Below are 19189 nucleotides of genomic sequence, written 5' to 3'. Positions count from 1 at the left end.
TACACGATGGGAATCTGCAACGGACGCACGGTCATCGTCACCGGTGCGGGCGGCGGGCTCGGGCGCGAATATGCGCTCGCGTTCGCGGCCGAAGGCGCGGCGGTCGTCGTCAACGACATCCGGCACGACGCGGCGCAAAGCGTCTGCGACGAGATCGCGCAGCAGGGCGGCCGCGCGCTCGCGAACGCCGACGACATCACGCGGATCGAGACCGCGCAGCGCATCGTCGATGCCGCGCGCGATGCGTTCGGCGACGTGCACGTGCTCGTCAACAACGCGGGCATCTGCCGCGACAAGATGTTCACCAGCATGACGGAGCAGGATTGGGACGACGTGATGCGCGTGCATCTGCGCGGGCACTTCTGTCTGTCGAGCCTGCTCGCGCGCGTGTGGCGGGATAGCGCGAAGGCGGGGCGGCCGGTCGATGCCCGCATCGTCAACACCAGCTCGGGCGCGGGGCTGCAAGGCTCGATCGGCCAGTCGAACTACGGCGCCGCGAAAGCGGGCATCGCCGCGCTGACGCTGATGCAGGCGGCCGAGCTGCATCGCTACGGCGTGCGCGTGAACGCGCTCGCGCCGGCCGCGCGCACCTCGATGACGGAGAACGTGTTCGCCGACATGATGCAGAAGCCGCGTGACGGCGCCTTCGATTTCTACGATCCGGCCAATGTCGCGCCGCTCGTCGTGTGGCTCGGCAGCGCGCAGTCGGCCGACGTGACCGGGCAGGTGTTCGAGGTCGCGGGCGGGATGATCGCGCTCGCGGAAGGCTGGCGCACGGGACCGCGCGTCGATCGCGGCGCGCGCTGGTCGGCTGCCGAGGTCGGCCCGGCCGTCGCGCGGCTCGTCGCCGATGCGCGTCCCGCGCAGCGGGTCTACGGGAGCTAGCGCGATGGATCTCTCGCTCACCGACGAACAGACGATGATCCGCGACGCGGCGGCGGACGTGCTCGCCGCGCGCAGCGCATCCGCCGATGTGCGCCGCGCGCTCGGCCAGTCGGGCGGCCGTGACGACGCATTGTGGGCATCGCTCGCGGGCGAGCTCGGCTGGAACGCGCTCGCGCTTCCGGAGGCGGCGGGCGGCATGGGGCTCGGCGCGGTAGAGCAGGCGCTGCTGCTGGAGCAGCTTGGCCGCCGCATCGCGTGCGTGCCGTATTTTTCGACGGCCTGCGTCGCCGCGACCGCACTGGCGCACTGCGCGACGCCGGCGGCCTGTGCATGGCTCGCGAACATCGCCGCGGGCGCGTGCAGCGCGACGCTCGCGCTGCCGATCGACATGCCGTTCGGTGCGCAGCCGTCGACGTTCATTGCGAAGGAGACGGCAGACGGCTACGCGCTCTCGGGCGTGGCCGAGCAGGTGATCGACGGTGCGCGCGCCGACCTGCTGCTGATCCCGGCGCGCATCGCAAACGAAGGGCGATCGGTTGGCCTGTTCGCGATCGAAGTCGGCGTGGCGCGCGGTCTCTCCGCGACGCCGCTCGACGTGCTCGACGGCACCCGTCCGCTCGCCCGGATCGCGCTCGACGGCGTGCGTGTCGCGCGCGACGCGTCGCTCGCTGCCCGCGACGCGACGCCCGCGCTCGAACGCACTGCGTGGTTCGCGGCGCTCGCGCTCGCTGCCGAAGCGACAGGCGGCGCGCAGCAATGCCTCGACCTGACGCTCGACTACACGAGCCAGCGCGTGCAGTTCGGCCGCGCGATCGCTTCGTTCCAGGCGGTCAAGCATCGCTGCGCGCAGATGATGGTGCTGATCGAATCCGCGCGCTCGGCGGTGCTCGGCGCGGCGCATGCGTGGGATGCGCAGCGCGGCGCGGCGCCGGACGCGCCGCTGTGCGCCGATATCGCCGCCGCCAAAGCCACGGCGAACGACGCGTTTTCGTTCTGCGCGCAGGAGGCGATCCAGCTTCACGGCGGCGTCGGCTTCACGTGGGAGTACGACCCGCATCTCTATTTCAAGCGCGCGCAGGCGTCGGCCGCGCAGTTCGGCACGACGCCGCAACTGCTCGAATGGATCGCGCGTCACGCGATCGACGGTTCAGCCGAGCGCGCAGGAGCACTGCAATGAACAGCGAAACGTTCGAACAGCAGTTGCGGCACGAAGTGGCGGACTGGGTGCGATCGCACCTCACCGGCGAATTCGCATGCCTGAAATACCGCGGCGGCCCCGGCGACGAGGAAGCGTGGCCGGAGCTGCGCAAGGCGTGGGAGCAGGAAATGGCGCAGGGCCGCTGGACCGGACTCGGCTGGCCGGCCGAGGCTGGCGGACGGGGCCTTTCGGTGGCCGAGCAGGTGATCTTTCACGAGGAATATGCGCGCGCGGGCGGTCCGGGACGCATGGGCCACATCGGCGAAGGGCTGCTCGGGCCGACGCTTCTCGCCTGCGGCACCGACGACCAGCGTGCGCGCTTTTTGCCCGGCATTCTGTCGGGCACGCAGTTCTGGTGTCAGGGATATTCGGAGCCGGGCGCGGGCTCCGATCTCGCGAACGTGCGCACGCGCGCCGAGCGGGACGCCGACGGCGCGTGGCGCGTCCACGGCCAGAAAGTGTGGACGTCGCTCGCGCGTGAATCCGACTGGATCTTCGTGCTCGCGCGCACCGATCCGGCGTCGCGGGGCAATCGCGGGCTGTCGTTCCTGCTGATGCCGCTCGACCAGCCCGGCATCGAGATCCGTCCGATCCGCCAGCTCAACGGCGGCGCGGAGTTCAACGAAGTGTTCTTCGACGGCGCGCGCGCCGAAGCGCGCGACCTCGTCGGCGCGCCGGGCGACGGCTGGCGCATCGCGATGACGCTGCTCGGCTTCGAGCGCGGCATCTCGACGCTCGGCCAGCAGATGCAGTTCGTGCGCGAGCTCGAATGGCTGATCGACGCCGCGCGCGACACGGGCGCGAACCGCGATCCCGTGCTGCGGCAGCGCATCGGCCGCGCGTGGGCGGGCCTGCGCGTGATGCGCTACAACGCGCTGCGCATGTTGTCCGGCGCGTCATCGGGCCGCGAGGCGCTCATCTATAAGTACTACTGGTCGAACTGGCACCGCGACCTCGGCCAGCTCGCGATGGACGTGCTCGGCCCGCGCGCGAACATGATCGATCCCGCCGACGAAAAGCGCACGCATCTGCAGCGCGTATTCCTGTTCTCCCGCGCGGACACGATCTACGCCGGCACCAATGAAATCCAGCTCAACATCATGGCCGAGCGCGGGCTCGGCATGCCTAGGGAACCTCGAGGACAAGCATGACCGAACCCCAGATCCAGACAGCGCCCGCGTACGTGCAGGGCCATCGGCTGCTCGCCGGAAAGTCGGTGCTGATCACCGCCGCGGCGGGCGCGGGCATCGGCTTCGCGGCCGCGCGCCGCGCTGCGGAGGAAGGCTGCCGCGCGCTCTTCATCTCCGACATCCACGAACAGCGCCTCGAACAGGCGGTCGACACGCTGCGCGCCGAGACGGGCCTGCAGCGGATCTACGGGCGCCTCGCCAACGTCGCGGTCGAGGACGACGTGCGGGCGCTCGTCGCCGATGCGCAATCGCGGCTCGACGGCGTCGACGTGCTGATCAACAACGCGGGGCTCGGCGGGGCGAAGCGCATCGTCGAAATGGACGATGCCGAATGGTCGCGGGTGATCGACATTAGCCTCACCGGGACGTTCCGGATGACCCGCGCGATGCTCCCGCACATGCAGGCCCGCGGACGCGGCGCGATCGTGAACAACGCATCGGTGCTCGGCTGGCGCGCGCAGGCGGAACAGGCGCACTACGCGGCGGCGAAGGCCGGCGTGATGGCGCTCACGCGCTGCGCGGCGCTCGAAGCCGCGCCGTATGGCGTGAGGATCAACGCGGTCGCGCCGAGCATCGCGATGCACGATTTTCTGAAGAAGTCGGCCCCGGCCGATTTGCTCGATCAACTGGCGTCGCGCGAAGCGTTCGGGCGTGCCGCCGAAGTCTGGGAGGTGGCCAACGTGATGGTGTTTCTCGCAAGCGATTACGCGTCGTACATGACCGGCGAAGTGCTGTCGGTCAGCAGCCAGCACGCATGATGAGCGCCGCGCTCGATCTCACCCGTGCGCCCCGCGTGTTCGCGCATCCGGACGAACTCGCCGCCGCGGTCGGCGAGCGGCTCGGCGAAAGCGCGTGGCTCGCGATCGGTCAGCCGCGCATCGACGCGTTCGCCGCCGCGACGGGCGACCACCAGTGGGTGCACGTCGATCCGGCGCGCGCGAAGGACGGCCCGTTCGGCGCATGCATCGCGCATGGCTACCTGACGCTTGCGCTCGTCAACGACTTCCTGCCGCAGATCGTGCGCATCGACGGCGCGCGGCTCGGCATCAACTACGGCTGCGACAGGGTTCGCTTTCCCGCGCCGGTGAAGGTCGGCGCGCGTGTGCGCGGCGTCGCGGAGCTGCTGCGCGTCGAGCCGCTCGAAGGCGGCGTGCAGGCGTGGATTCGCGTGACCGTCGAGATCGACGGCGAAAGCAAGCCGGGCTGTGTCGCCGACACGATCAGCCGCTACTACTTCTAGAGAGTCCGTTCATGGAAGACGCAGTGATTGTTTCCGCCGCGCGCACGCCGATCGGCAAGGCGTTTCGCGGCATGTTCAACGATACCGAGGCGCCCGCGCTCGGCGGCCATGTCGTGCGCGCCGCGATGGAGCGCGCGGACATCGCACCCGATGAAGTCGACGACGTGCTGATCGGCTGCGCCGCGCAGCAGGGCACGCAGGGCTACAACATCGGCCGGCTGTCCGCGGCGGCGGCGGGCCTGCCCGCGTCGGTGCCGGGCATGGCGCTCGACCGGATGTGCTCGTCGGGCCTGATGACGATCGCGAGCGCCGCGCGCAGCATCGGCGCGGGCGATGCGCGGATCGTGGTCGCGGGCGGCGTCGAGTCGATCACGCTGACGCAGAACAAGCACAAGAACGGGTATCGCGCGCGTTCGCAGGCGGTGCTCGCGCATCAGCCGGCCGCCTATATGGCGATGATCGAGACGGCGGAAGTGGTGTCGCGCCGCTACGGCATCGCGCGGGCCGACCAGGATGCCTATGCGCTGAAAAGCCAGCAGCGGACGGCGGCGGCGCAGGCGGCCGGCCGATTCGACACGGAGCTCGCGCCGCTCGACGTGCGCCGCGCGCTGTTCGACAAGGAAGGCAACGCAACCGGCCACGAGGACGTGCGCGCGATGCGCGACGAATGCGCGCGCGCCGATACGTCGGCGGCGAGCCTCGCATCGCTGAAGCCGGTCTGGAGCGGCGGCGACGCGGTCGCGCGGGGCGAGTTCATCACGGCGGGCAACGCGTCGCAATTGTCGGACGGCGCGGCGGCCGTGGTCGTGATGTCGCGCGCAGAGGCGCGGCGGCGCGGCCTCGCGCCCCTCGGCACGTTCCGCGGACTGGCGGTGGCCGGCTGCGACGCGGACGAAATGGGCATCGGCCCGGTGTTCGCGGTGCCGAAGCTGCTCGCGCGCTTCGGGCTCACGGTGCGCGATGTCGGCTTGTGGGAGCTGAACGAGGCGTTCGCGTGCCAGGTGCTGTATTGCCGCGACCGCCTCGGCATTCCGGACGACCGGCTCAATGTCGACGGCGGCGCGATCGCGCTCGGTCATCCGTTCGGCATGTCCGGCACGCGCATGACCATGCACGCGCTCATCGAAGGCGCGCGCCGTGGCGTGCGGCACGTCGTCGTGACGATGTGCATCGGCGGCGGGATGGGCGCCGCCGCGCTGTTCGAGGTCGCGGCGTAGACCGCACCCGGAGACACGTGGGACTGGAGACAAAAGCCATGAAAAGAACACTGCCGGGACTGGCGATGTCGGCGCTCGTGCTCGCCGCCGCGCTGTTCGCGTTTTCGCCGCGTCCGCTGCCCGCGTTCGCCGCGAGCGCGATTCACGCGGACCGCGTGCAGGTCAACGGCCTCGCGAAAGCCGGCGCGCGCATCGTCGCGGTCGGCGAGCGCGGCGTGATCCTGCTGAGCGACGATGACGGCAGGCGATGGCGTCCCGCGACGGTCGCGCCCGGCGAGCCGTCGACGCTCACGCAAGTGCTGTTCGTCTCGCCGACGCAGGGCGTCGCGGTCGGCCACGACGGCCGCATCGTGCGCACCGACGACGCCGGCGCGAGCTGGCGCGAAGCGCATGTCGACAAGCGGCATGCCGACCCGCTGCTGTCGGTGTGGGGCACGGCAAACGGGCCGCTGTTCGCGGCGGGCAGCTTCGGCCAGTTGCTCCGGTCGGGCGATGGCGGGCTCACGTGGCAAACGGTCAGGACGCCCGCCGGCGACCGTCACCTGAACGCGATCGCCGGCGACGGCCACGGCAATCTGCTGATCGCCGGCGAGAGCGGCACGCTGCTGCGCTCCACCGATGACGGCGCGACCTGGGAGAAGCGGCCGTCGCCGTATCAGGGATCGCTCTTCGGCGTGCTGATGCTCGCGAACGGCGACTGGGTCGTCTACGGGATGCGCGGCAACGTGCTGCGCAGCACGGATCGCGGCGAGACGTGGAGCCACGTCGACAGTCGTATCCCCGCGTCGTACTTCGGCGCGACGCAGCTCGCCGACGGCGAACTCATGCTGGTGGGCCAGGGCGGCGCGATCGTCGGCTCGCGCGACGGCGGCAAGACCTTCGACGTGAAGAAGCTCGGCGGCGTGCAGAGCCTCGCGGCGGTGCTCGACCTCGGGCACGGCGCGCTCCTGACGGGCGGCGAGGCGGGTATCGCGCGCTTTCCCGCCGCTTCTTCGTCGTCGCCATTCTGAGGCGCGCGCCGCCTTCGTCCGTCCCTCCGCTCCGATAGCCCGCTTCGACGTGAGACCTTCATGAACGACCTGTCCCGCCCCCATGACGCCGTGCCCGCCTCGCGCCTCGCCGCGTTCGTCGAACGCTGCGCGGATTTCATCATCCGCCGGCGCCGCATCCTGCTGATGGTGTGCATCGCGCTGACGCTCGCGCTCGGCGCGTCGGCGAGCCGCCTGAAACTCGATCCGGGATTCAGCAAGATGATCCCGATGCAGCATCCGTACATGCAGGTGTTCAACCGCTATGCGGGCGCGTTCCCGGGCGCGAACACGGTGCTCGTGAGCCTGCGCTGGAAGGGAGAGGGCGACATCTACAACCAGCCGTTCATGGACGCGCTGCGCCATGCGACCGACGACGTGTTCTTCATCCCCGGCATCAACCGCGCGCGGGTGTTCTCGCTGTTCACGCCGAACGTCCACTACACGGAAGTGACGGAGGCCGGATTCCGTGGCGATGTGGTCGTGCCCGGGCAGTTTTCGAGCGCGCATCCGGACGATCTCGCGAAAGTGCGCCGCAATGTCGCGCGCTCGGGGCAGATCGGCCGCCTCGTCGGCAACGATCTGAAATCCGCGCTGATTCGCGCGGAACTGCGCGAGACAGACCCGGCGACCGGCAAGCGCTTCGATTACGGCACGGTCGCGCGTCAGCTCGAAGAGATCCGCGCGCGCTACGCGAACCGCAACGTCGATGTGAACATCATCGGCTTCGCGAAGCTCGTCGGCGATGTCGAGTCGGGCATCTCCGGCGTGATCGCGTTCTTCGCGGTGGCGTTCCTGATCACGGCCCTGCTTCTGTTCGTCTACACCCGCTCGCTCAAGACCACCGTGCTCGCGCTCTTCGTCGCGCTGTTGCCGGTCGTCTGGTTGCTCGGCGCATTGCCGCTCCTCGGGCTGGGCATCGATCCGATGTCGATTCTGGTGCCGTTCCTGATCTTCTCGATCGGCGTGTCGCATGCAGTGCAGATGACCAATGCGTGGAAGCAGGCGCTCGTCGCGGGCGGATCATCGATGAATGCGTCGGCCGATGCGGCGCGCGACGCTTTCCGCAAGCTGTTCGTGCCGGGCACCGTGGCGCTTCTCACCAATGCGCTCGGCTTCATGGTGATCATGCGCATCCAGATCGACATCGTGCGCGAGCTGGGTGTCACCGCATGTCTCGGCGTGCTGCTGATGATCGTCACGAACAAGGTCTTCCTGCCGATCCTGCTGTCGTACACGCGGCTCGAGCGAGGCACGCTGGCCCGCGCGCAGCGCGCGGCGGCGAAGGGCGGCAGCCGGCTGTGGTCGGGCTTCGCGGTGTTCGCGCGGCCGCTGCCCGCGCTCGGCGTGTTCGCGGTCGCGCTCGGCCTGCTCGTGTGCGGCGCGCTCGAATCGCGCCTTCTTGCGATCGGCGACATCGGGACCGGTGCGCCCGAGTTGCGCGCGAACTCGCGCTACAACCTCGACAACGCGGCGATCACGCATCAATACGATATCGGTGTGGATGTGCTGTCGGTGATCGTCGAGCCGACCGGCTTCGACGATGCCTGCCTGCACTATCCGGTGATGAGCGCGATCGAGAAGTTCGAGATGGACATGCGCGGCGTCGCCGGCGTGCAGTCGGTGACGAGCGTCGCGTCGCAGGGCAAGGTGTTCATTGCCGCGTTCAACGAAGGCAATCCGCGCTGGGCCGCGCTGCCGCGTTCGAGCGACGGCCTCACGCAAGGCGCGAAAGCGTTCGATGCGGACAACGGCCTCAACACCGAAAACTGCAAGGCGATCCAGGTGCTGATCTACACCGCGAATCACGAAGGCAGGACCATCGCGCATATCGTCAGCGAGATCAAGCGCTTCGCGGGCGAGAACCGGACGCCGAACGTCGCGTTCCGACTTGCGGGCGGCAACGTCGGCGTGATGGCGGCGACCAACGAGGCGGTCGGCGACGCCGAGATCGCGATGCTGCTGTCGATCTTCGGCGCGATCGCGCTGTTATGCGCGCTCACGTTCCGCTCGTGGCGCGCGGTGCTGTGCATCATCGTGCCGCTCACGCTCGTGTCGATCCTCTGCAACGCGGTGATGGCGCGGCTCGGCATCGGCCTCAAGGTTGCGACGCTGCCGGTGATCACGCTCGGCGTGGGCGTCGGCGTCGACTACGGCATCTATCTGTACGAGCGTCTGCAGCACGGCATCCGCGAAGGCGCGACGCTGCCCGCCGCGTTCGCCGACGCGATGCGCCAGCGCGGCACCGCGGCGCTGTTCACGGCCGTGACGATGTTCATCGGCGTCGGCACATGGGCGTTCTCCGCGCTGAAGTTTCAGGTCGACATGGGCGTGCTGCTCGCGTTCATGTTCCTCGTGAACCTGTTCGGCGCGGTGTTCCTGCTGCCGGCGCTCGCCGCATGGCTGGGCGTCGAGCGCGCCGAGCGCCGCGCGACGCGTCAGGCCGCGACGGCCGCGCAGACGGTTCCCGCCGCGCCTGCGCTGAACGAGGCGCGCGTGCTCGAACACTGAGCCGGCGCGCGGCGCCACCGACCATCACCCGCGCGCGGCGAGCGGCCGCGCGAGCACAAAAGGAGACGACCCTCATGTCCGCACGCCCCTACAAGATCGAGGCGCAACAGCTCGCCGAGCGCTATGCGCGCGGCTGGCACTGCCTCGGGCTCGCCAGCGATTTCAAGGACGGCAAGCCGCACACGCTGAACATCTTCGGACGGCGTCTCGCCGCGTTCATGGATACGCAAGGACGCGTGAACGTCGTGGATGGATACTGCCCGCACATGGGCGCCGATCTGAGCACGGGACGCGTGGACGGCGATACGCTCGTCTGTCCGTTTCACGGCTGGCAATGGAACGGCGACGGCAACTGCCAGTCGATTCCGTACTGCAAGCGCATTCCGCCGAAAGCGAAGATCGGCGCGTGGCACACTTGCGAGCAGAACCATCTGCTGTTCATCTGGCACGATCCCGAAGGCAACCCGCCTCCGGCCGATGTGGCGATTCCGCGCATCGACGCGTGTTTCAGCGATGCGTGGTCCGACTGGGTCGTCGACAAGATGGTGATCGGCACGAACTGCCGCGAGCTCGTCGACAACATCTCGGACATGGCGCACTTCGCGACCGTGCACGGCGCACCGGTCGATTACTTCGCCAATCTGTTCGAGCAACATAAGGCGACGCAGTTGCTCGTCGGGCGCAGCGAGCGGCTGGGCGGCGACGAACTGATCGCGCTGTCCACGTATTTCGGGCCGGCGTATCACATCACCGAGATGACGGGACAAAGCGGCGGCCAGCCGATTCACTCGATCCTGCTCAACTGCCACGTGCCGATCGGCATGAACAGCTTCGAGCTGCGCTATGGCGTGATGGTGAAGAAGATTGCCGGCCTGTCGGACGAGCAGAACGTGGAGATTGCGCGCGCCTATGTGAAGCAGGCGCAGGCCGCGTTCTATGAGGACGTCGCGATCTGGGACTCGAAGACGCGCATCGACAATCCGCTGCTGTGCGAAGGCGATGGCCCGCTGTATCAGATGCGCGACTGGTACTCGCAGTTTTATGTCGACGCGGCGGATGTGCGGCCCACGAGCGTCGCGCGCAAGGTGTTCGAGATCGGGGGAAGGGATTCGGGAGGGATGCCGGGGGTGCATCACGTGTTCGAGGGGTGATGCGGGGAGGGGCAGGAGCGAGACGAGCGGCGCACGCACCGTTTCGCTTTTTTATGAACCGGCGCAACGCCGGTTCACCCGATGCGTAAAACCCTCAAACCACCACACCCCGCTCCCGCGCAAGCGTCAACGCCGTGTCCTCGATCATGTCCTCCTGCCCGCCGACGAGCCGCTGCCGCCCCAGCTCGACGAGGATGTCGCGCGCCGGCACCTTGTACTTCGCCTCCGCGCGTTTCGCAAACAGCAGGAACGACGAGTAGACGCCCGCGTAACCCAGCGTCAGCGCATCGCGGTCGATGCGGATCGGCGCATCCATGATCGGCACGACGAGGTCTTCCGCGACGTCCGAGATGCGGAACACGTCGACGCCGGTTTCGATCCCCATCCGTTTGCACACGGCGATCAACACTTCCAGCGGCGTATTGCCCGCGCCCGCGCCAAGACCCGCCGCCGCGGCATCGATGCGATTCGCGCCGGCCGCGATCGCCGCGATCGAGTTCGCGACGCCCATCGCGAGATTGTGATGCCCGTGAAAGCCGAGCTCGGTTTCGGGTTTCAGCGCGGCGCGCGCCCGGGAGATGCGCGCGGTGACGTCGTCGGGCAACATGTGTCCGGCCGAATCGGTGATGTAGATGCAGTTCGCCCCGTACGATTCCATCAGCTTCGCCTGCGCGACCAGCTCCTCCGGCGGCGACATGTGCGCCATCATCAGAAAGCCGACCGTGTCCAGCCCGAGCTCGCGCGCAAGCCCGATGTGCTGCTCCGACACATCGGCCTCCGTGCAGTGCGTGGCGACGCGAATCGTGCTCACGCCAAGATCGTGCGCCATGCGCAGATGATCGACCGTGCCGATGCCCGGCAGCAGCAGCGCCGACACCTTCGCCTGCTTCATCTCGGCGATCACCGCGCTCAGATAATCCTCGTCGGCATGTGCGGGAAAGCCGTAGTTGACCGACGCGCCGCCGAGGCCGTCGCCGTGCGTGACCTCGATCAGCGGCACGCCGGCCGCATCGAGCCCGCGCGCGATCGCGCGCATCTCGTCGAGCGAAATCTGGTGGCGCTTCGGGTGCATCCCGTCGCGCAGCGACATGTCGTGAACGGTGACCTTCGTTCCTGCAAGTGACATAGCGTGACTCCTCATGCGGTGGCGGCCGTCGCGGCCAGCATCTGTTCGGCGAAGCGCTCGGCGGTGGCGGCCGCGGCGGCGGTCATGATGTCGAGATTGCCCGCGTATTTCGGCAGGTAATCGCCGAGGCCTTCGACTTCCATGAACACCGACACGCGGTTGCCGTCGAACACCGGGCCGTTCTTCAACGTGTAGCCGGGCACGTAGCGCTGGACTTCTTTGACCATCGCGTGCACCGACGCGGTGATCGCATCTATGTCGGGCGGCCCTTCGGTCAGGCAGTGAATCGTGTCGCGCATGATGAGCGGCGGCTCGGCCGGGTTGATGACGATGATCGCCTTGCCCCGGCGCGCGCCGCCGACCTGCTCGATCGCGCCGGCGGTGGTGCGGGTGAATTCGTCGATGTTCCTGCGCGTGCCGGGACCGACCGAGCGCGAGGACACCGTCGCGACGATCTCGCCGTAGGCGAGCGGCTGCACGCGCGACACCGCGTACACCATCGGGATCGTCGCCTGGCCGCCGCAGGTCACCATGTTGACGTTCATCTGCGCGCTGTCGAGATGCGCGTCGAGGTTCACGGGCGGCACGCAGTACGGCCCGATCGCGGCGGGCGTCAGATCGATCATCCGCACGCCGAGCGCGGTGAGCTTGTCCGAGTTGTCGCGATGCACGTAGGCGGAAGTCGCATCGAACGCAATGCGGATGTCGTCCGCCGCGACGTGCGGCAACAGGCCGTCGACGCCCTGATCGGTGGTCTTCAGGCCGAGCTCGCGGGCGCGGGCGAGACCGTCGGATGCCGGATCGACGCCGACCATCCAGACCGGCTCCAGCACGGCGGAGCGGCGCAGCTTGTACAGCAGATCGGTGCCGATATTGCCCGGGCCGATCAGCGCGCATTTGATTTTGTTCATCGAGGGTTCCTTTAGATGAAGCGGACTTCGCAGCCGCCGATGCCGCCGATATGCATCGACAGCGCATCGCCGGCAGCGACGGGAATCAGCGCGGCGAGCGAGCCCGACAGCACGACTTCGCCCGCGAGGAGCGGGACGCCGAGCGCGCCCAGCGTGTTCGCGAGCCACGCGACCGCGTCGGCGGGGTGACCGAGCGCGGCCGCGCCTTTGCCGTGCGCGACGCGCTCGCCGTTCTTCTCGATCGTCATCTCGCACGCGGCGAGATCGAGCGCGCGAGGATCGACGCGCTCGTCGCCGAGCACGTAGACGCCGCACGAGGCGTTGTCGGCCACGGTGTCCTGAATGCGGATCGCCCAGTCGCGAATGCGCGAATCGACGATCTCGAAGCACGCGCCGACGGCATCGGTCGCGGCGAGCACGTCGGCGCGGCCGATGCCGGGGCCGCGCAAGTCATGCTTGAGGTAGAACGCGATCTCGCCTTCGGCGCGCGGCGCGATCAGCGTCGAAACCGGAACATGCTGTCCGGTCTCGTAGTGCATGCCGGAGAGCAGCATGCCGAAGTCGGGCTGGCGCACGTCGAGCATGTCCTGCACGGCCTGGCTCGTCACGCCGATCTTCTTGCCGACGACGGTTTCGCCATCGTCCAGCCGGCGTGAGACGAAATGCTGCTGCACGCGATACGCGTCCTGAAGCGAAAGCGCCGCGTGCGCTGACGACAGCGGCGCGATCGGCACGCGTTCGCGCCACGCGGTGTAAAGCGCGTCGCCGAGCGACGCATGAAGGGTTGGGAGCATGGATGGCGTGGAGGGCGAATTGAGGATCGTGCAGCGCGCCGGACGATGCATCGGCACGCTGCACGAACGGAGATGCGAAGCGTCGGTCAGTTGCCGTCGCCGCGAATCGCATCGGGCGAGAAGAAGGCTTCGGTCATCTTCGAGGTCTTCGACAACACCGGCATGTCGGTCTGATTCGTCAGGCGGTCCGCGTAGTACGCGCCTGAAATCATGTCGTGATAGAACACCGCGGTGGAGTAGAACGACTTCGCGTCATAGGCATAGAGCGTCGGCGCGAGGTTCGTGCGCCACAGGGTGCCGCGCGCGTCGTAATTGTCCGCGGCGACGGCGTTCCACGTATCCTCGTCGAGATACAGCACGCGCTTCGCGTACTGGTGGCGAAAGCCCTGCTTGAGCGTCGCCTGCAGCACCCACACGCGATGGAGCTCGAAGCGCATGAACTGCGTGTTCTCATGGCCCTTCGTCAGCAGATCGGCGTACTTGATCGACGGGTCCATCAGCTTGTAGTTGTTGTACGGAATGTAGACCTCGCGCTTGCCGACGATCTTCCACTCGTAGCGCTCGCCGGAGCCGTTGAAGAGGCGGTCGTCGTCGACGGTGCGAAAGCCGCCCGGGCCGATCGGCTGGTCGAAGCCGTACTCGGGCATCTGCCGCACGCGGCGCGTGCCGGGGTTGTACGCCCATGCGCGGCGCGTGTCGGAGCCTTCCTGGTCCCACTGGTCGTAACTGGTGATGATCGTGCCGCGGTCGGACAAGGGCATTTGCGTCTGCACGCGCGCGAACGTCTTCGTGACGAGCGGGTTCTTCGGCTGGAACGGATCTTCGCCGCGCGGCCCGTAGATGTAGTAGCCGACCTTGCCCCACGCGATGTTGCCGTCCGGATAGACGACCGCCTGGTCATAGGTCGCGGTCTCGCACTCGATCAGCGATGCGAAGCGCAGATTCCACATCGCCTCGACGCCGGTTTTCGGCACCGGAAACGGCGTGACCGGCGGGAAATCCTTCAGGCCGTTCTGGTCCTTCGTCATCGTCGTGATCGCCCCGAACTGGCGAATGTCCTTGTAGACGTCCTCGGCGTAGCGGAAATCGCGATGACTCGGATAAACAGGAATCCTGAAGGTATCGGGATACTTGGTCAACAAGGCCTTTTCGCCGTCGGTGAGCCGCGCCGCATATTGCTGCATGTTCTGCGCGGTGATCACGAAGAGCGGCTTTTCGCTCGCGTACGGATCGGGGTAGCGCTGGCCCGGCTTGTAGTCGACGCCGGGAGGCGTGCCGAACCACTTGCCGCTCCATGCGGGAATCGTGCCGTCTTCGTTGCCGGCGCGCTCCGCGCCCATCGGCGTGAGCGGCCCGCTGAGCTTTGCCAGGTCTTCGGGACTCGTCTTCGCGTAAGACGCAACGGCGAGCGCCGCGCCTGCCGCGAACACGCAGGCACGAAGGGTTGAATGAACAATTCGACTCATGACCAACTCCTCTTGCACAAAAAGACGACTGATTCGATGAATGCGACGCGGACGCGCGATGCGTCAGAACGAATAGGTCGCGGTGGCGAGCACATAGTCGCGATCGGCGAGCATGCGGTTGACCGGATCGGGCGTGCCGAGGAACTTCGCGTAGACGAGCGACAGCCTCAGGTTCGAGAGGCGGGTGAAGGTCACGCCGGCCGTCACGCGCTTGTCGCCGACGCCGGTCAGCGAGCCGAGCGAGCCCGCGAGCGATGACTTGCCGGTGAACGCATCGGAGAACGTGAAGGGCACATCGAGGTCCCAGCCGTTGAACACGTTCTTGTAGCTGAGCGTCCACGCGATTTCGAAAGCGGCCGCGTTGCGGGTGTTGGTCAGTTGCGAGGAACCCATCAGCGGCGTGATGTTGCCCGCGTGCACATACGAGATTTCGCCGATCAGCGTTTGCGACGCGGCGAGGAACGTCGGCCCGATCGAGTAGATCACCGACAAGTTGGACTGCCAGACGTCGCCGCGTGTGGAGGCGGCGCCGGTCGGCGTGTTCACGAGCACGGCCGCGCCCTGGCGATACGACGTCTCGCCCGCGACGCTCACGCCGCCGAGCTGGGTCGAGAAGCTCAGGCCGGTCAGCTTGATGTTGTCGAAGTACGTCTGCTGATACTGCAACGTGGGAAAGAACGACGTGATCACGCTCGGATTCATGTCGTTGTAGTGCAGGTAGTACGCGCCGACCTCGGTGTCGCCGAACACCCGCCAGCGCGCGCCCACGCCCCACTGGTATTTGCTGTCCGGCTTGATGTCGGCGCCGCGCGGAATGATGACGCCGCCCGGTCCGATGACGAACTGCGCGCCGGGGCCGGTCACGTCCGAATAGCTCCAGTAGGTGCCGGGCGCCGTGAGGCGGTTCTGCTGGAACGAGAACTGGTAGTAGGCGAGCAGGCTGAAGCTCGGCGTGATCTGCCATTGCGTGGAGATCTGCGGCACGGGCAGCAGGATGTCCTTGACCTCCGCGCCGGCCACGTACGACTTGGTCGCGTCCGAAGGGCCTTGCGCGCCGGCGATGTTCGGAAAGAACACGCTTTCGCCCCACGCGACGACCTGATCGCCGACCTTGACGTTCAGGCTCGTGCCCGCGAAACGGAACGTGTTGTACGCGTATGCCGCGAGCAGCGTCGGATGGCCGCCGGACCAGTACTGCGCGTCGTTGGTGAAGTTGTTGTACTGGCCGAAGTGATTGACCGTCGACGGCGCGTCGTTGTAGTTCGGATGCTGATAGGCCTGGTCGTAGAACGCGTCGGCGCGCACGAACACACCCCAGTCGTCGTGCTTGAGGTTGATCTCGCCGAGCACGCTCACCTGGTTCTCGATCAGCTTGTTCTTCGCAAAGTTGCGGTCGCCGTCGTCGCCGTTGATGTTGGCCGGCGCAAGCAGATTGCCGTTCGGTTCCCGTGTGCGCATCCCGAGGCCGTAGCCGAGCGTGAACGTGTAGTCGAGCGTCGTGCCGCCGCCGAAATCCACGGTGCTGCCCGCATGCGTCGTGGAGGCGCACGACAGCAGCGCGGCCGCCAGCGTCGACAGGGTGGCCGCCGCACGCTTGTCGGCACGGCGCGAAATGCGTTGATGCATGGTGTCTCCTCTGGGCTATCGTCGACGGACGACGCGTTGTGTTGTCGTGAGTGGCAGAGTAGGGAGATCGCGCGGGCGGGGAATCATCAAAATGAACTAGTGGACTTCCCTAGCCCTCTGTTCTCGGGGCGCGTGCCGCCGTCTGCGCGGCCGCGAGAAACGCCGGCCGCTCACCGCCGCCGTCGAGCCTCAGATTGGCGCCCGATGCATACGCCGCATCGGGCGACGCGAGGAAGAGGCACGCGGACGCGATGTCGTCGGGTGTGGCGAGCCTGCCAGCGGGAATCGTCGCGCGGATGGACGCGAGCGCGTCGGCGTCGCCGTAATGGCCTTCGGCGGCCGCTTCGGTGAGGACGAGGCTCGGGCTCACCGCGCAAACGCGCACGCGCGGCGCCCATTCGACCGCGAGCGAGGTCACCGCGTTGACGAGGCCCGCTTTCGCCGCGCCGTAGGCGGCCGTGCCCGGCGAGGGCCGCGAGGCGCTGACGCTCGCGATGAACAGCATCACGCCGCCGTCCGGCTGGCGCTGCATGATCGCGTTCACGCGCTGCGCCATCTGTAGCGGCGCGATCAGGTTCAACCGCACGATCGACTCGGTGAAGCGCGGCGACGCGTCAGCCGCGAGCGCGAACGGTGAGCCGCCCGCGTTGTTCACGAGCACATCGAGACCGCCGGCCGCGTTGCGCACAACGTCGAGCAGCGCGTCGACCTGATCGATGTCGCGCAAATCGGCGGCGATGAATTCCGCTTGCCGGCCGCCTGCCTCCGGCAGCGTGTCGGGTGCGCCGCGCCCGCAGACGAATACCCGCGCGCCCGCCGCGAGAAACCGCTCGGCGATGCGTCGCCCGATGCCCTTGGTGCCGCCCGTGACGAGCACCGTCTTGCCGTTGTAGTCGAATCCGCTCATATCCCCCTCGTCTTCAGTCGAAGCCGATGATAGGGAGATCGCCGCATGTCTTCGTAGTCTGAAAGGACGATGCCGGACGGCGCGCGGACAGCGATCATCGCGACTGGCGGCTCAGCGAGCGGCGCGGAAAAAATCAAGGAGACAGTCAGCGATGACCACCGTAACGGCACCAACGGCAGTTCCGAGCGGCACGTTCACCCAGGTGCGTGGCGACCTGCGGCTCCATCACTTCGAGGCGGGCGCGGGCCGGCCGGTCGTGTTCATTCACGGCAGCGGCCCGGGCGCAAGCGGCTTCAGCAACTTCAAACACAACTATCCGGCGTTCGCGGCGGCGGGGCACCGGGCGATCGTCGTCGATCTGCCGGGCTACGGGCAGTCGTCGAAGCCGGCCGATGTCGCCTACACGCTCGATTTCTTCGTCGGCGCATTGCGCGCGCAGCTCGAAGCGCTCGGCGTCGGCCCGGCCGTGCTGCTCGGCAACTCGCTCGGCGGCGCCATCGCGCTGAAGTACGCGCTCGATTACCCAGACAGCGTCGACGGCCTCATCATGATGGCGCCGGGCGGCGTCGAGGATCGGGAGACCTACTTCCGGATGGAAGGCATCCAGCGGATGGTGCAACGGTTCACGAACCGGCAGATGAACCGCGACACGATGCGCGAGTTGCTGACGCTGCTCGTCCACGATCCGGCGCTCGTCACGGATGCGCTCGTCGACGAGCGCATGAGAGTCTGCGTCGAGCAACCGACCGAGGTGCTAGCGACGATGAGCGTGCCGAACCTCACGGATGCGTTGCCGGATATCCGCTGCCCGGTGCTCGGTTTCTGGGGCACGGACGACCGCTTCAATCCGGTCGGCGGCGCGCTGAAGTTTCTCGAGCGCTGCCGCGACGCGCGCTTCACGCTGATGAACCGATGCGGGCACTGGGTGATGGTCGAGCACCGCGACTACTTCAATCGGGAATGCCTCGATTTCCTGGCGACGCTGAATGCGCGATAAAGCGGGTTTGCCTGCACACACTGACAATACGGGAGACATCATGAATCTCATCGAAGAACTGTTCGACATGCGCGGCAAGGTTGCCGCGATCACGGGCGCGGCGCGCGGCATCGGCGCGCAGACGGCGCGCACGCTCGCGGCGGCGGGCGCGTCGGTCGCGATCCTCGACGTGCTGTCGAAGGAGGGCGAGGCGCTCGCCGGCGAGATCACGGCGCAGGGCGCAAAGGCGGCGTTCTGGGCACTCGACGTGACGCGCGAAGCGGACGTGAAGCGCGTGTTCGGCGAGATCGTCGGCCGCTTCGGGCAGCTCGACGTGCTCGTGAACAATGCGGGCATCGACGGCCCGAACGTGCCGACGCACGAGCTCACGCTCGAACAGTGGCAGCGCGTGCAGGACGTGAACGTGAACGGCGTGTTCCTGTGCACGCGTCACGCGATTCCGCACATCGAGGCGGCGGGCGGCGGATCGATCGTGAATCTGTCGTCGATGTACGGCATCGTCGGCGGGCCGGACGTGCCCGCCTATCACGCGTCGAAGGCCGCGGTGCGGATGATGGCGAAGGTCGATGCGATGTTGTATGCGGCGAAGAACATCCGCGCGAACTCCGTGCATCCGGGCTATATCCGCACGCCGATGCTGGAGGAGGCCTTCCGGCGCATGGGGCAGGACCCGGATCAGGCATTCGACTATATGCAGACCGCGGTGCCGCTCGGCAAGATCGGCATTCCGCGCGATATCGCGGCGGGCATTCTCTATCTGGTGTCGCCGGCCGGGCGCTATGTGACGGGCGCGGAACTCGTGATCGATGGCGGGTACACGGCGCGCTGATGCGTGCATCGAAGGAGACATGCAATTGAAAGTGCTAGTCGCGGTCAAGCGGGTCATCGATTACAACGTGAAGGTCCGGGTGAAGTCGGATAACACGGGTGTCGATATCGCCA

General features: G+C 67.6%; 17 protein-coding genes and 1 pseudogene. 12 read left to right on the top strand and 6 right to left on the bottom strand.

Translation table 11 applies throughout. From position 1 onward, the window contains the following. Positions 1-6: 6 nt before the first annotated feature. From U4Y90_RS34080 to U4Y90_RS34040, 9 genes are all read left to right on the top strand, one after another. Positions 7-885, top strand: a complete 879-nt coding sequence (locus tag U4Y90_RS34080; protein ID WP_321801336.1) for an SDR family oxidoreductase — start codon at positions 7-9, stop codon at positions 883-885. A 4-nt stretch (positions 886-889) separates the two neighbouring features. Continuing rightward, positions 890-2062 (top strand): acyl-CoA dehydrogenase family protein, encoded by a 1173-nt coding sequence (locus U4Y90_RS34075; protein ID WP_321801335.1) that lies wholly within the window; start codon positions 890-892, stop codon positions 2060-2062. Then, positions 2059-3234 carry an acyl-CoA dehydrogenase family protein gene (locus tag U4Y90_RS34070; RefSeq protein WP_321801334.1) on the top strand — a complete coding sequence of 392 codons (1176 nt, stop codon included), beginning with the start codon at positions 2059-2061 and terminating at the stop codon, positions 3232-3234. The genes U4Y90_RS34075 and U4Y90_RS34070 overlap by 4 nt, the downstream gene beginning before the upstream one ends. Then, positions 3231-4031 (top strand): SDR family oxidoreductase, encoded by an 801-nt coding sequence (locus tag U4Y90_RS34065; RefSeq protein ID WP_321801332.1) that lies wholly within the window; start codon positions 3231-3233, stop codon positions 4029-4031. The genes U4Y90_RS34070 and U4Y90_RS34065 overlap by 4 nt, the downstream gene beginning before the upstream one ends. Beyond that, a complete protein-coding gene (locus U4Y90_RS34060; protein ID WP_415749444.1) occupies positions 4028-4513 on the top strand; it encodes a MaoC family dehydratase in 486 nt (161 codons plus the stop codon). Before U4Y90_RS34065 ends, U4Y90_RS34060 begins: the two co-directional genes overlap by 4 nt. An 11-nt stretch (positions 4514-4524) precedes the next feature. Beyond that, positions 4525-5730: an acetyl-CoA C-acyltransferase gene (locus U4Y90_RS34055; RefSeq protein ID WP_321801330.1), complete on the top strand. Its 1206-nt coding sequence runs from the start codon at positions 4525-4527 to the stop codon at positions 5728-5730. A gap of 38 nt (positions 5731-5768) precedes the next feature. After that, positions 5769-6740 carry a WD40/YVTN/BNR-like repeat-containing protein gene (locus U4Y90_RS34050; protein ID WP_321801328.1) on the top strand — a complete coding sequence of 324 codons (972 nt, stop codon included), beginning with the start codon at positions 5769-5771 and terminating at the stop codon, positions 6738-6740. A 60-nt stretch (positions 6741-6800) separates the two neighbouring features. Beyond that, positions 6801-9269: an efflux RND transporter permease subunit gene (locus U4Y90_RS34045; protein ID WP_321801326.1), complete on the top strand. Its 2469-nt coding sequence runs from the start codon at positions 6801-6803 to the stop codon at positions 9267-9269. Between the two features lie 74 nt (positions 9270-9343). Beyond that, on the top strand, positions 9344-10420 hold the full coding sequence (locus U4Y90_RS34040; RefSeq protein WP_321801325.1) for a Rieske 2Fe-2S domain-containing protein: 1077 nt from the start codon (positions 9344-9346) through the stop codon (positions 10418-10420). Positions 10421-10514: 94 nt separating this feature from the next. Here the strand turns inward: U4Y90_RS34040 and dmpG are convergent, their stop codons facing one another. The 6 genes from dmpG to U4Y90_RS34010 form a co-directional block, all read right to left on the bottom strand. Beyond that, positions 10515-11546, bottom strand: coding sequence for a 4-hydroxy-2-oxovalerate aldolase (gene dmpG / locus U4Y90_RS34035; protein WP_321801324.1), 1032 nt, complete (start codon positions 11544-11546; stop codon positions 10515-10517). A gap of 11 nt (positions 11547-11557) precedes the next feature. Further along, positions 11558-12457: an acetaldehyde dehydrogenase (acetylating) gene (locus U4Y90_RS34030; protein WP_321801322.1), complete on the bottom strand. Its 900-nt coding sequence runs from the start codon at positions 12455-12457 to the stop codon at positions 11558-11560. An 11-nt stretch (positions 12458-12468) separates the two neighbouring features. Then, positions 12469-13251 (bottom strand): 2-oxopent-4-enoate hydratase, encoded by a 783-nt coding sequence (gene dmpE, locus U4Y90_RS34025; RefSeq protein WP_321801320.1) that lies wholly within the window; start codon positions 13249-13251, stop codon positions 12469-12471. Positions 13252-13337: 86 nt separating this feature from the next. Beyond that, positions 13338-14717, bottom strand: coding sequence for a DUF1329 domain-containing protein (locus U4Y90_RS34020; RefSeq protein WP_321801318.1), 1380 nt, complete (start codon positions 14715-14717; stop codon positions 13338-13340). A gap of 63 nt (positions 14718-14780) precedes the next feature. Next, positions 14781-16343 (bottom strand): DUF1302 domain-containing protein, encoded by a 1563-nt coding sequence (locus U4Y90_RS34015; protein WP_321801316.1) that lies wholly within the window; start codon positions 16341-16343, stop codon positions 14781-14783. Between the two features lie 109 nt (positions 16344-16452). Then, complete coding sequence (locus U4Y90_RS34010; protein ID WP_321801315.1) at positions 16453-17250, bottom strand: SDR family oxidoreductase; 798 nt, start codon at positions 17248-17250, stop codon at positions 16453-16455. A 151-nt stretch (positions 17251-17401) separates the two neighbouring features. Between U4Y90_RS34010 and U4Y90_RS34005 the strand changes: the two genes are divergently transcribed. The 3 genes and pseudogenes from U4Y90_RS34005 to U4Y90_RS33995 form a co-directional block, all read left to right on the top strand. Beyond that, positions 17402-18247, top strand: a complete 846-nt coding sequence (locus U4Y90_RS34005) for an alpha/beta hydrolase (protein ID WP_321801314.1) — start codon at positions 17402-17404, stop codon at positions 18245-18247. 40 nt (positions 18248-18287) lie between these two features. After that, positions 18288-19076 carry an SDR family NAD(P)-dependent oxidoreductase gene (locus tag U4Y90_RS34000; protein WP_321801312.1) on the top strand — a complete coding sequence of 263 codons (789 nt, stop codon included), beginning with the start codon at positions 18288-18290 and terminating at the stop codon, positions 19074-19076. A 25-nt stretch (positions 19077-19101) separates the two neighbouring features. After that, positions 19102-19189 (top strand): annotated as a pseudogene (locus tag U4Y90_RS33995) (electron transfer flavoprotein subunit beta/FixA family protein); the annotation flags it as partial.

This window comes from Caballeronia sp. J97, from assembly GCF_905220305.1.
Classification (GTDB): Bacteria; Pseudomonadota; Gammaproteobacteria; order Burkholderiales; family Burkholderiaceae; genus Caballeronia.
Note: the sequence above shows the minus strand (reverse complement) of the source record. Positions and strands in the feature narration are given on the sequence as shown.

Coding starts and splice junctions, on each gene's coding strand:
- U4Y90_RS34080 (WP_321801336.1), top strand. CDS start 7: ATGGGAATCTGCAACGGACGCACGGTCATCGTCACCGGTGCGGGCGGC.
- U4Y90_RS34075 (WP_321801335.1), top strand. CDS start 890: ATGGATCTCTCGCTCACCGACGAACAGACGATGATCCGCGACGCGGCG.
- U4Y90_RS34070 (WP_321801334.1), top strand. CDS start 2,059: ATGAACAGCGAAACGTTCGAACAGCAGTTGCGGCACGAAGTGGCGGAC.
- U4Y90_RS34065 (WP_321801332.1), top strand. CDS start 3,231: ATGACCGAACCCCAGATCCAGACAGCGCCCGCGTACGTGCAGGGCCAT.
- U4Y90_RS34060 (WP_415749444.1), top strand. CDS start 4,028: ATGATGAGCGCCGCGCTCGATCTCACCCGTGCGCCCCGCGTGTTCGCG.
- U4Y90_RS34055 (WP_321801330.1), top strand. CDS start 4,525: ATGGAAGACGCAGTGATTGTTTCCGCCGCGCGCACGCCGATCGGCAAG.
- U4Y90_RS34050 (WP_321801328.1), top strand. CDS start 5,769: ATGAAAAGAACACTGCCGGGACTGGCGATGTCGGCGCTCGTGCTCGCC.
- U4Y90_RS34045 (WP_321801326.1), top strand. CDS start 6,801: ATGAACGACCTGTCCCGCCCCCATGACGCCGTGCCCGCCTCGCGCCTC.
- U4Y90_RS34040 (WP_321801325.1), top strand. CDS start 9,344: ATGTCCGCACGCCCCTACAAGATCGAGGCGCAACAGCTCGCCGAGCGC.
- dmpG (WP_321801324.1), bottom strand. CDS start 11,546: ATGTCACTTGCAGGAACGAAGGTCACCGTTCACGACATGTCGCTGCGC.
- U4Y90_RS34030 (WP_321801322.1), bottom strand. CDS start 12,457: ATGAACAAAATCAAATGCGCGCTGATCGGCCCGGGCAATATCGGCACC.
- dmpE (WP_321801320.1), bottom strand. CDS start 13,251: ATGCTCCCAACCCTTCATGCGTCGCTCGGCGACGCGCTTTACACCGCG.
- U4Y90_RS34020 (WP_321801318.1), bottom strand. CDS start 14,717: ATGAGTCGAATTGTTCATTCAACCCTTCGTGCCTGCGTGTTCGCGGCA.
- U4Y90_RS34015 (WP_321801316.1), bottom strand. CDS start 16,343: ATGCATCAACGCATTTCGCGCCGTGCCGACAAGCGTGCGGCGGCCACC.
- U4Y90_RS34010 (WP_321801315.1), bottom strand. CDS start 17,250: ATGAGCGGATTCGACTACAACGGCAAGACGGTGCTCGTCACGGGCGGC.
- U4Y90_RS34005 (WP_321801314.1), top strand. CDS start 17,402: ATGACCACCGTAACGGCACCAACGGCAGTTCCGAGCGGCACGTTCACC.
- U4Y90_RS34000 (WP_321801312.1), top strand. CDS start 18,288: ATGAATCTCATCGAAGAACTGTTCGACATGCGCGGCAAGGTTGCCGCG.